The following is a 12,183-nucleotide window of genomic DNA, read 5'->3' as shown; positions in this document are numbered from 1 at the left end:
ATTTAAGCTTTAGACTAATTAAAAATATTTAACGTGACGAAACATGGTAATATATCCGGTCGTATAAGTTAAATTTCCAGCATGTTTATATATCACTTACATATTTGTAAGCATGTCTTTTAAAATTTCTGTTGAATTTTTAATAGCTATAGGTGCAAACTTTTCATAGTCCATATGAGCTCCATTATTTGCATTATCTGATATAGATCTTATAACAACAAAAGGAATGCTATTTAAGTAGCAGACTTGTGCAATACTTCCACCTTCCATTTCACAAGCAAGTGCTGAAAATTTTTCGTTTAACCATTTTATTTTTTCAGTATTACAAATAAATTGATCACCAGTAACTATTCTTCCTACAAAGCTTTTGTGTTCTTCTATATTTTCACATGCTGCTTTAGCTCTGTTAACGAGACTTATTTCACATTTAAAATCATATGTATCCAGTCTTGGTATTTGTCCAATTTCATCTCCCAAAGCTGATGTATCCATGTCATGTTGTACAAGGCTATCAGCTACTACTATATCTCCTGGATAAACATCTTTTCCTATTCCGCCAGCTATACCTACATTTATTACTTTATCTACATTAAAATCATCTACTAATATTTGAGTACATACAGCAGCATTTACCTTACCTATTCCACTTCTAACTACAACTACATTTTGATTATATACCTTACCATAATTAAAATTCATATTAGCTTTAACTTTTGTACTTTCTATTTCCATATCCTTTAATAAAATTGCTAACTCCTCATCCATAGCACCTATAATTCCGATTATCATTATACTACCTCCTAAAAATATTTATATATTATGTTATTTTTTCCATCACTTTTACTTACCTGATTAATACATTACATAAATGATTGTTGATTGTCAACTTTATATTAAAATAAAAAATCTCACTCAAAGGAGTGGGATTTTTAATCATTTACAAAAAAGTTTTTAATTTCTTCTAATTCATTTTCGTTTGTAAAAATGTTTCCCTCCAAGTTATCAGTTGTATCTATTGTATTATCACTAGATACTATCTCTATCTCTTTTTCCTTTATTGGTAGGTTTCTATTTTCATTTACTTCGTACCCAATGTTGTAATTTTTTATAAATTCTTTCTCCATATCATCGAACATCTCTAACTGAGATTCCATAAAACTTCTAAACTTAGTTTTAAATTTACAAAATTCTTGTTTTGTTCTTTCAAATTCATCATTAATTTGTATTACATCGCTATGTGCTTTATCTATTATTCTTTGAGCAGCTTCGTTTGCATTTTTAAGAATTAGCTCACTTTCTTTTTTAGCATTTTCTCTTGCTTGTTCCGAAGCATTTTGTGCTAATAATAATGTATTTTGAATTGTGCTTTCCATTTTATTGTAATGATTCATTCTCTCTTCTATATTGGATAGTTTTTCTTTCAGTGATGAATTTTCTTTGTAAAGAGCTTCATAATTTTCGGCTATTCTATCTAGAAACTCATCTACTTCATCTGCATTATAGCCTCTAATAGCTTTTTTAAACTCTTTACTAGTTATTTCCATAGCCGTTATTCTCATTGTGAACACCTCAAATTAAACAAATTTTTTTACAATGATTTTCATTCTTCCGCTTCCAGTCCATCCAGCTTCTTCTATTACTTTAAATTTTCCATAGCCTCTTATGGTCATTACAGAGTCGTTCTTTAATATTTTATCTTTTCTTAGGACTTCAGAATAATTTATAAGTACTTTACCCTGCCTAATTAAATCTTCAGCTTTAGTCCTTGATATATTACATAAAGAACTAACAACACAATCAACTCTAAGTGAAGAAACATTAACAACAATGGATTCAAAATTATATAGAGGAATTTCATTAAATTCTCTATCTAAAATATCTACAGAACAAGTGGATTTTCCTACGCTAGTTAAATTATATTTAATATATGTACTTATTTCTGCACTTGCAGCAAGATAACATTTATCTTCTTTTAATATTAAATCACCTAATTTTTCCCTCTTAATTCCTAATGCCATTACAGAACCTAAATAATCTTTATGATATAGCTTATTAAATTTCGAACTGCATTTTATCATAACCAAGTCTATTGGATAGTCCCATACCTCATTATAAGAAAAAGCTACTATTTTTCTTTCTGCATCTTCAAAAATTCCATAAGTATAAATACCTATACCTAAGTTATTTTGCATGCTTTCTAATGGCATCCATATATTAGGAGTATAAAATTCTCCTGAATAAATTACTTTATTAGTTTTCTGTGCTAAAGCAATTTTATCATAAATACTAGAAGCTATACTATTCTCTATAGAATTCATCCTATTTAGAAAATCTTTTTTATTCATATCAAATAATACTGAATACAATCCTCTGTAAAATATCTAATATAAATAAGGCTATAATAGGAGAAAAGTCAATCATTAGACCAGGTATAAGCTTCTCTTGAATTTTTCTTCCTGGAGCCATAAAAGGCTCTGTAAACACACGCAGCAAATCAATAAAAGTATTTCTTTTTCCTGGCATAACCCATGAAAGAATTACCTCAATCAATATAGCTGCTTCTATAAATCTAAAAAGTAAAGATATTGCAACCCTTAAAGTACTACTTATCATACTATCCTCCAATATTACTTACTCCAACTAAAAATTCCTTTACCTGTAAGCTCACTTTTTAAGTCATTACTAACCTCAACGTTAGCTGGTGATAATATGTATACACCTTTTTCTATTTCTTCTAGGTCTCCACCTAGTGCATAGCTTGCGCCTCCCATAAAATCAAGTAGTCTCTGTGCTATTTTTGTCTCTAATCCAGTTGTATTAATTACAACAATTTTCCTGTTTTTAAGTTCATCGCAAATGTCCGCTGCTTCTTCATAAGTTGTTGGTTTAACAATTTTAACCTTAGCTGATATAGTTGTATGTGTATGTAGGTTTACAACTTTATTTTGTCTCTTCGAGCTAGATATAACTGGCTCCACTTCATTTGACTCATTAGTATCTTTTTTTGCTTCAGTTTCTTCTATATCTTCATCTAAATCATCTTCTAATCCTAAAAATTCCATCATTTTTGTTAGTACTTTTCCTGCCATCTAAATTACCTCCTATTTATTATTATACATTCTTTTCCCAAATATGCCTTCTCCTATTCTTACTACATTTGCTCCTTCTTCAATAGCTATGCTGTAGTCACCAGTCATTCCCATAGATAAGAATTCCATTTTAACATTTTTAAATTTTCTTTCACATAATTTATTAAATAAATTTTTCATTTGTTTAAAATAGTATCTGCAACTTTCTTCATCACCTTTAGGTATAACAGTCATAAGACCCTTTACCTGTATATTACTGCAATTTTCACAAGCTTCAAGTAAATCTTCTAAATTTTCAATATAAATTCCAGTTTTATTTTCTTCTTTTCCTATATTTATTTGAATTAATACTTGTGCTATTAGTCCTTGTTCCTTATAGTGTCTTTCAATTTCGTCAAGGAGTCTTATACTATCCAAAGAATGTATAAGATGCACTTTTCCCACTATATATTTCACTTTATTCCTTTGCAAATGACCTATTAGATGCCATCTTATATCTTTTGGTAGTTCATCATACTTAGCTGTGAGTTCTTGAACTTTGTTCTCACCAAAGTCTCTAACATCAGCATTATATGCATCTTCAATCTCTTTGACGGACTTTGTCTTTGAAACTGCCACTAATGTAACATGCTGTGGAATTTTTTTTCTTAATTCATATATATTTTCCCCAATTGACAATTTAACCGTCTCCTCCTAGTGTGTAAATGTAATTTATATTATATAAATATAAGTATTCTTCATATAAATATAAGTATTCTTCATAAAAGTTAAAATTCCTTCAAAAATTAATTAATATTTTAATTAAATTTAAATATTATATTAGAAGTTCTGACATATATTATAATTTATATTTACTATTTTCTTATCATAAACTTAATTTTTTCATCACCTATATATGCAGGTATTTTTGTGTTATCCACTTCTCTAACGTCAACTCTAATTTTTCGCATCATTAAAGTCTTTAAATAGTTTTCGTTTGACATCATATAATTATACAAAACCTCTTTGTTTCCGATAGCATTAATTGAAAATGGAACGGCTATCTTTACGCCGTTAACTCTTAAAAAAGCTCCACTACAATATATTTCTGTTTTATCTATTACTCTTTGACCATTTATAGAAATAGCTTCAGCTCCAGCATTTCTTAAATCATTTATTACGTGTACTATATCTAAATCGTGGATAACGAGTAATTGATCTTCTAATGTATTAGTCATATATTCAATTGGTGCATCTCTCAATTGTATTGTTATACCTTGACCTTCTACAGCTGTCTTTCCTAGTATTAAATTATTTTCACTTAATTCATCATTTATAGTGCTAACAATTTGAGACTGGTTTTCTTCATTATTTTTATACTTTTGTAGTTTTGTATAATAATCATCATATTGATTCATAAGTCCTGTTATTTCTCCATATAACTTATTCTTATAGTTATATGCATCTTGATATTGTTTTGCACTTAAAAAAACTGTCGCAGTATCTCTAGTAAAACCAATATTCGTAGATATCAGTATACCTATAATTATAGAAGCTATAAAAACGAAAGCATTAGCTTCATTATTCTTCATTCAATTCACCTCATTAACGAGCTCTAGCCTTCTCAATTAGTAATCTTCTAATAGTTGCAAAGTTGTCAAATATTCTTCCCCCAAATACTATTACCGCTGCAAGATATATGGGTACCCCTAGTTTATCTCCTAAGTAAGCTAAACCTGCAGCTAAAACTGCATTTCCAAAAAAACCTGATATAAATATATCTGGTTGGAAATTTTTTCCAAGACTTCCTTTTATGGCACCAAATACCGAATCTAGGCAGGCCAATATTGCCACCGACATATAGGGAGAAAACTTATCAGGAATATTAACATTCCAAATAACACCTACTATTATCCCGATTATAAGTCCAATAAATCCTATCATTATTTGTATACACCTCTAATCTATTGTTTTACTGGTTTTACTGGTTTTACATATTCAAATTTATAAGTTTTATTGTATTTTTTAATCACTATGTTATCGGATTTTTCAAATTTAACGTCACTTAACATTTTGAAATCTGAAAAAACTTCTGGAAAACTCAAATCACTATATAATAAATTTTTATCTCCTATGGCTTGTATTACAATTCTGCTTGATGGAGAAACTTTTTCGTCATTTATTAATATATAGTTTCCAGCAGTTCTTATACCAGTTCTAGAAACTATTCTAATATCGTTAATTGATATTGCTTCAGCTCCTGCAAACCTTAACTCATTAACTAAATATGCTAAATGTTTGTCAGTTATCTGATCCCCTATATTATTTCCTAAAAGTTTATTGTTAGGTTCTAAATAAATTATTACACCAGGCCCCTTTACATCCGTAAGTCCAGTCATCATTCTAGTATTATCTAATTCTTCCAAAAGATTTTTAGTAGCATCACTTTTCCCTGCTACTGCATTTTCATAGTTTTTCACCTGATTTTGAAGGTCGTTTACCTTTTGCTCTAGTGCTTGTTTTTGTTTTTTATACTGCTCTATTTCTACAGTAACATCAGTGCTATTTTTATTGGTAATACTTAATGTTTGATCTTGCTTCATTAGAATTTTAAATTGATAAGCAAGCATAAACCCAAGTATTCCGCATACTACTGCTACACTGACCTGTGATTTAACTCTACGCATTAATATATATCCTCCTATTTTTGAATAAAGAACACAGGATTACCATCAAAGCTTACATCTATATATCCCTTAGCTCCTTGTAATTCTTTTCTCTGTAGTATATTTACAGCTTTGTTAATTTTTTTCTCTATATTAGCAGCATCTCCAAGTCTAATATACATGTCTCCAAAGTATAGTTTTATGTCTATTGAACTGGTTACATCAACAGAAGTCATACCTGATACTGCAGTACTATTAGGTATTATACTACCTATAACAGTCACTGCATCTATTTTTCGCTTATCATCATCTTTAATAGGCTTACCTATTTCAACCTTACTATAGTCGAACCCATCTAATCTTACAAGTTTCATATTTTTTATATCGTCTTTTTTCTGCAATACTATACCATCTTTGTCAATTATAAGATATTTATCATCATACTTAGTATAAAAAACAGCATTTCTTTCTTTTACATCGATTATTACGGTTGAGGGAAGCCTCTTCTTTATAGATGCACTATATATATAGGGATTACTTAAAATATTATTTATACTGCTGTTTGTATGTATATAAAAGATGTTATTTCCAATACTAATATTAGAAAGATTAACTATATCTTTGTCCGAAATATTTTTACTTCCGTTAACTTGAATAATTTTTATATTGAAAAAAGAAAGCTTTAGGCAGAGTATAGCGAAAAGCGATACTAACATAATAAACAGCATAAAGAGTTTTTTTATCTTTTTTCTCTTTCTTCTTTTTAAAATTAATTCATTATTTGTCTTATTTAGAGCTTGACTCATAAATTTTAACCACCTTAATGCTACCATTAGTTTATACAATGCTTACAATATTACACTTACAATCAAAATATCTCTGTACTAATTAAAGTTTTGCTAACAGTATTTTTTAAGTTACAACAAATTTAATTTATATTAAATTTTTCTCTTAATAATTTTCAACAATAACATATATATATAATAACACTTCATTAAATTAATTTCATTAAAATATTCATTAAATTTATATTATTTTTTACAAAGTAAATTATAGCATTGCCATAAGCAATGCTATAATTTAATGTTAATCATATTCTCTTTGCCGTGATATATTTAATAATACTCCCGCAGCTATAAGATTAAACAGTATAGATGATCCTCCATAGCTTATAAATGGCAGTGGGACTCCAGTTACTGGCATAGAACCTGTAACAACCGCTATATTAATTATAGCCTGCACCGCAATAACCGATGTAATTCCGGTAGCTAGTAATGTTCCATAGGTATCTTTAGCTTTTACTGCAGTTACAATTCCTCTCCATATAAATATAATGAACAGTATAACAATAAAGGTACAACCTATAAGTCCTAATTCTTCTCCTATGATAGAAAATATAAAATCATTGTGAGGTTCTGGTATGTAATAGCACTTTTGCCTTGACTTACCGAGGCCCATTCCCCATATACCTCCTGATCCCAGTGCAAGAAGAGATTGTATCAGTTGATATCCATCTCCTTTCGGATCCTTCCATGGATCTAAGAAGCTAGTAAATCTAGCCATTCTATAAGGTTCAAAAAGTATGCCCGCTACCCCTGCCAGTGCCACTAATCCGATTAATCCGAGCATATGAGAGGTTTTGGCTCCTGCTACATAAAGTACAATAAGAGTAACCATCAATATTACCGTGGCAATACTTAGATTTTTTTCTAAGAAAACCATACCAGCATAAAACCCAGAAACTAATAGATATGGTATAACACCATATTTTAAAGTTTTAATTTTTTCACCTTTAGTCTCTATGCTTTTAGCCATGTATAAAACTACAATATACTTAGCTATTTCAGAGGGTTGTATATGTATACCAGGTAATGTTATCCACCTTCTTGCGCCATTTACTGGTGGGAAGGCGAAAACAGCTGCCAATAATATAACAACAACTATCATTATTAGCTTTGTGTATTTCTTTATTTTATGATAATCCATTCTAATTGTCATAAACATAGAAAAACATCCAATGATAGCTGCTATTCCTTGTTTCTTTAAATAAAACATACTATCCTTTAGATTAAAAAATGCACTGTAAGAACTAGCGCTATAAACCATAACTACTCCGATAGCTACTAAAAGCATTATAGTTGAAAACAACACAAAATCTATAGGCCCCATTTTGCTGCTGGGTTTACTCATTATAAAATCCTCCTACTTAATTACTCCATCGGCCTGACTATGTTTACTAACATTATACGTTATCTTACAATGATAAAAAAGCAACAAGACATAATATGACTGTAATTATACAAAACACTGATACAACTTTAGTTTCATGCCAGCCTGACAGCTCAAAATGATGATGTATTGGACTCATTTTAAATACTCTTCTTCCTGTTAACTTAAAAGATATAACCTGTATAATAACAGATAATGTTTCCATCACATATATTCCACCTACTATTATAACCAATAATGGTAATTTTAATATCAATGCAATAGCACCTATTGCACCTCCCAGTGCCAGTGATCCCGTATCTCCCATAAATATTTGTGCAGGAAAAGCATTATATCTGAGAAATCCTAAAAGTGCACCAGCAACAACTGCACAAAAAATTGCTAAAGTATGATGTCCCATAGCAAAACTTACTAATGAGAAGAATGTCAATACTAGTAATGATACAGAGGTAGCTAATCCATCAAGTCCATCAGTTAAGTTTACTGCATTAGTTACAGCTGTAAAATATATTACAATAAACGGAATATATAATAATCCCAAGTTCCAGCTTTTATGCATAAAAGGTACTATAATGTCAGTACCTATATTAGTAGAAGCATAATAAGCAAAGGCACCTGATACTATTAATAACAAAATCATTTTTTGATAAGCTCTAAGTCCTAAGTTTTTTTTACGCAAAATCTTTAATCCATCATCTAAAGCGCCTATAATTCCAAAAGCTACAAATGCATATAAAGCAACCATAGCCTCATCTCCAAGCTTTCTAACAATTAAAAACATTGTTATGAATGAGGAAAGTATAAATATTATTCCTCCCATAGTTGGAGTACCTGCTTTTTTTTGATGACTTTTTGGTCCCTCTTCTCTTATACTCTGTCCAAATTTAAACTTATGAAGCACAGGTATTATTATAGGTCCTGCTAAAATAGATATAAAAAATGCAACTAACACTGAATAAATTAATTTGTCCATATTATATTTGCGCTCTAAATTTAGAGCGTCTTCACCTCCTTAACAGTTATTCTTCTTTAGTATATCAACAATTATTTCAAGTTTCATGGCTCTTGAAGCTTTTATTAAAATAGCATCTCCATACTGCAGACACTGTTCTAAGAGATATTTTGAAGCAGAATCAATATCGCCAAAGGCTTTGAATTTGTGTAAGCAATTATATCCTTCTTCGTAAGCCTTACTAAATTCTCCAATAGTTATAAGTACATCTACTCCATTTTCAAAGGCATATCTACCTATATCTGTATGAGCATTAAAGGATTTATGTCCTAACTCTCCCATAGTACCAAGAACTGCAATTTTTCTTTTTGCTTTTAAATTTTTCAGTACATCTATAGCCGCTTTCATAGAATCGGGATTAGCATTATAACAATCGTTTATAATAGTAAATTTTTCACCTTTAATTATGTCTAATCTCATAGCTGTAGTCTGCAGCTTCTTTAATCCGTCAGTTATTTCTGCATAATTTAGTCCTAAAATTTTTCCACAGACTATAGCTAATAAACCATTTGATATTGTATGCTTTCCTGGAACATCTATATGATACTTTTCATCTAAAATGTTACTTGATTCATTAATTGAAAATTCAACATACTCTTCCCCTAAATATATATTTTCTGCTTTGAAGTTTCCTTCATTATCTATTGCTGTTTTAATTAATCGGAAGTTATGTTCTTTTATATTACTTAGCAAATCATTATCGCTGTTTACTATCAAAGTGTTATTCTTACTAAAGTAATCCGTAATTTCAAGTTTTGCCTTAAGTATATTTTCTCTATTTCCAAGATTTCCTATATGAGCTGTTCCTACATTAGTTATTAACGCTATATCTGGTCTTGCTGCCTTTGCCATAGTATGAATTTCATTTAAATTATTCATCCCCATTTCTAAAACCGCAATATCATAGCTATTGTCTAACTTAAATATCATAAGCGGAAGACCTATTTGATTATTAAAATTCCCTTCAGTCTTAAACACTTTATATTTAGAACTTAAAACAGCTGCTACCAAATCCTTAGTTGATGTTTTACCTGTAGATCCAGTTATTCCTATTACTTTAACATCAAGCTTACTTCTGTAAAATTCCGCTAAATCAAGTAATGCCTTTCTTGTATCTTCAACCTTAATAACTGTAGTATTTTTATTAATATCTTCTTCTTTGTATTTTATTTCATCCACAATACAGATAACCGCACCTTTTTCACTAGCCTCTTTTATATAATTATTACCATTAAAATTTTCGCCTTTTAATGCAAAAAATATATTACCTTTTTCTATTTTTCTTGTATCTGTACTAACAGCATTAAATTCAAAGTTTTCTCCCTTTAAAATTATTTTTCCTTGAACTGCATCAACTATTTCTTTATAAGTCATTCTTTCCAATAGCTGCCAACCCCTTTCCAATAGCTATAAAGTTATTTTTTTAATTCCCCAACTATTTCTGCAATAATTTCTCTCTCATCAAAATGTATAGTTTTATCTTTTAGTACTTGATAATCTTCATGTCCTTTTCCAGCTACCACAATAACATCATCTTTTTCTGCCATTTCCATAGCTTTTTTAATGGCCTCTCTTCTATTTTCTATAATAATGAAGTTGTCTTTATTAATACCGCTTTTTATTTCCTGTATTATTGACAATGGATCTTCTGTCCTAGGATTATCCGAGGTGATTACTGCTAAATCACTTAATTCCGTTCCTATTCTTCCCATTATAGACCTCTTAGCATTATCTCTATCTCCGCCACAGCCAAATACACTTATAAGTCTCCCTTTTGTAAATTCTCTAGCAGTTTTTAATATATTTTCTAGACCATCTGGAGTATGTGCATAATCAACTATTACTTCATACCCTAAGTTATAATTTTGGGTAACAATTTCACATCTGCCCGGTACGCAAAGCATACCTTCTAGACCTTTTTTTATAGTCTCAAGACATATTCCTTCATTCAAACAGGCACCTATACTGCCAAGAGCATTCATAACATTATACTTACCTGGTATATTTAAATTTATATGCTCACATTGTTCTTTGTATGTTACGTCAAATTCTATTCCTCTAGAATGCATAATTATATTAGATGCCTTTACATCACTTTCCTTTTCTATAGAATAAGACATCCTGCTGTTACCCTTGGCATCATTATATACTCTGTATCCATAGTTATCATCTATATTCACAATTGAATTAGAAGTATTTTTAAATAAAATAAGCTTTGCATTATAGTAGTTCTCAAAGGTTTTATGAAAATCTAGATGATCCTGTGTTAAATTTGTAAATATAGCTTGAGAGAACTTTATTCCATAAACTCTATCTAGATATAAAGAGTGGGAAGAAACCTCCATTACGCAGTAATCTACCCCCTGATCTATCATATCTTTAAATAGCTTTTGAAGTTCTAGTGACTCTGGTGTAGTTCTATGTGCAGGTATCTTTTGGCTGCCTATATAGTTGGCTATAGTTCCTATAAGTCCAACCTTATAACCATTTGCTTCTAATATAGACTTTATCATAAAAGTAGATGTAGTCTTTCCATTAGTTCCTGTAACCCCAATTATTTTCATCTTTTCAGCAGGCTTATTATAGTAATTTGCCGAAGCCAATGCCATAACTTTTCTACTATCCTTTACCATTATAACCGTACAATCAGGTATATTATCTATTTCCTTGCTGCATATAATAGCCACCGCACCCTTAGCAACAGCACTACTTATGTATTTATGTCCATCTGTACTATAACCTTCAATACATATAAACAAATCACCAGCTTTAACAGCTCTAGAATCATATTGTATTTCTTTTATATCTAGATTTTCATTTCCTTTTGTAAGTTGATATTCTATACCCCTCAATATTTCCTTTAGATTCATTACATCAACTCCCTAGTATTCTTATAGATTTATATAGTGTTCTACGGCTGAAATTTAACTTATACGTAGGAATATGTTGTCAAAACTGACGGCACATTTAAAAACTTTTTTATCAGTCTTAGTGAAGTGTTTTAGAAAATCTTAGGACGTTTGATATGTTTGAGCATAGCGAGTTTATCAAAGGTTCTTAGATTTTCAAAAACACGAACTTTAGACTGATTAAAAGTTTTTAACGTGCTGAAGTTTGACAACATATTCCGGAGTATAAGTTAAGTTTCCACCCACGAACCCTGCAATAACTTAAATTTCTTTACATAGCATTGGCATGCAGCGCATAT

General features: G+C 30.0%; 14 protein-coding genes. All 14 read right to left on the bottom strand.

Annotation, left to right across the window (positions count from 1 at the left end):
- Window positions 1–96 precede the first annotated feature (96 nt).
- The gene (locus HGI79_RS10075) at window positions 97–789 is read right to left on the bottom strand and encodes a 5'-methylthioadenosine/adenosylhomocysteine nucleosidase (RefSeq protein ID WP_185650593.1); all 693 of its coding nucleotides are present in this window, start codon (window positions 787–789) and stop codon (window positions 97–99) included.
- 140 nt (window positions 790–929) lie between these two features.
- A complete protein-coding gene (locus HGI79_RS10080; protein WP_185650594.1) occupies window positions 930–1,559 on the bottom strand; it encodes a DivIVA domain-containing protein in 630 nt (209 codons plus the stop codon).
- Window positions 1,560–1,574: 15 nt separating this feature from the next.
- The gene (locus tag HGI79_RS10085; RefSeq protein WP_185650595.1) at window positions 1,575–2,345 is read right to left on the bottom strand and encodes an RNA-binding protein; all 771 of its coding nucleotides are present in this window, start codon (window positions 2,343–2,345) and stop codon (window positions 1,575–1,577) included.
- Between the two features lies 1 nt (window position 2,346).
- Window positions 2,347–2,613 (bottom strand): YggT family protein, encoded by a 267-nt coding sequence (locus HGI79_RS10090; protein WP_185650596.1) that lies wholly within the window; start codon window positions 2,611–2,613, stop codon window positions 2,347–2,349.
- Between the two features lie 14 nt (window positions 2,614–2,627).
- A complete protein-coding gene (locus tag HGI79_RS10095) occupies window positions 2,628–3,089 on the bottom strand; it encodes a cell division protein SepF (protein ID WP_185650597.1) in 462 nt (153 codons plus the stop codon).
- A gap of 12 nt (window positions 3,090–3,101) precedes the next feature.
- Window positions 3,102–3,767 carry a YggS family pyridoxal phosphate-dependent enzyme gene (locus HGI79_RS10100; RefSeq protein ID WP_185650598.1) on the bottom strand — a complete coding sequence of 222 codons (666 nt, stop codon included), beginning with the start codon at window positions 3,765–3,767 and terminating at the stop codon, window positions 3,102–3,104.
- A 176-nt stretch (window positions 3,768–3,943) separates the two neighbouring features.
- A complete protein-coding gene (locus HGI79_RS10105) occupies window positions 3,944–4,660 on the bottom strand; it encodes a DUF881 domain-containing protein (protein ID WP_185650599.1) in 717 nt (238 codons plus the stop codon).
- A gap of 13 nt (window positions 4,661–4,673) precedes the next feature.
- Window positions 4,674–5,012 carry a small basic family protein gene (locus tag HGI79_RS10110; RefSeq protein ID WP_185650600.1) on the bottom strand — a complete coding sequence of 113 codons (339 nt, stop codon included), beginning with the start codon at window positions 5,010–5,012 and terminating at the stop codon, window positions 4,674–4,676.
- A gap of 20 nt (window positions 5,013–5,032) precedes the next feature.
- The gene (locus tag HGI79_RS10115) at window positions 5,033–5,755 is read right to left on the bottom strand and encodes a DUF881 domain-containing protein (RefSeq protein ID WP_185650601.1); all 723 of its coding nucleotides are present in this window, start codon (window positions 5,753–5,755) and stop codon (window positions 5,033–5,035) included.
- 14 nt (window positions 5,756–5,769) lie between these two features.
- Window positions 5,770–6,540, bottom strand: a complete 771-nt coding sequence (locus HGI79_RS10120; RefSeq protein ID WP_185650602.1) for a cell division protein FtsQ/DivIB — start codon at window positions 6,538–6,540, stop codon at window positions 5,770–5,772.
- 280 nt (window positions 6,541–6,820) lie between these two features.
- On the bottom strand, window positions 6,821–7,924 hold the full coding sequence (spoVE, locus tag HGI79_RS10125; RefSeq protein WP_185650603.1) for a stage V sporulation protein E: 1,104 nt from the start codon (window positions 7,922–7,924) through the stop codon (window positions 6,821–6,823).
- A gap of 64 nt (window positions 7,925–7,988) precedes the next feature.
- Window positions 7,989–8,936: a phospho-N-acetylmuramoyl-pentapeptide-transferase gene (gene mraY / locus HGI79_RS10130; RefSeq protein ID WP_185650604.1), complete on the bottom strand. Its 948-nt coding sequence runs from the start codon at window positions 8,934–8,936 to the stop codon at window positions 7,989–7,991.
- Between the two features lie 39 nt (window positions 8,937–8,975).
- Window positions 8,976–10,358, bottom strand: coding sequence for a UDP-N-acetylmuramoyl-tripeptide--D-alanyl-D-alanine ligase (murF, locus tag HGI79_RS10135; protein WP_185650605.1), 1,383 nt, complete (start codon window positions 10,356–10,358; stop codon window positions 8,976–8,978).
- A gap of 32 nt (window positions 10,359–10,390) precedes the next feature.
- Window positions 10,391–11,845, bottom strand: a complete 1,455-nt coding sequence (locus tag HGI79_RS10140; protein WP_185650606.1) for a UDP-N-acetylmuramoyl-L-alanyl-D-glutamate--2,6-diaminopimelate ligase — start codon at window positions 11,843–11,845, stop codon at window positions 10,391–10,393.
- Between the last annotated feature and the right edge of the window lie 338 nt (window positions 11,846–12,183).

Source organism: Clostridium sp. DJ247, from assembly GCF_014231265.1.
The sequence above is the reverse complement of the archived record's forward strand: the minus strand, read 5'-3'. Positions and strand labels throughout refer to the sequence as shown.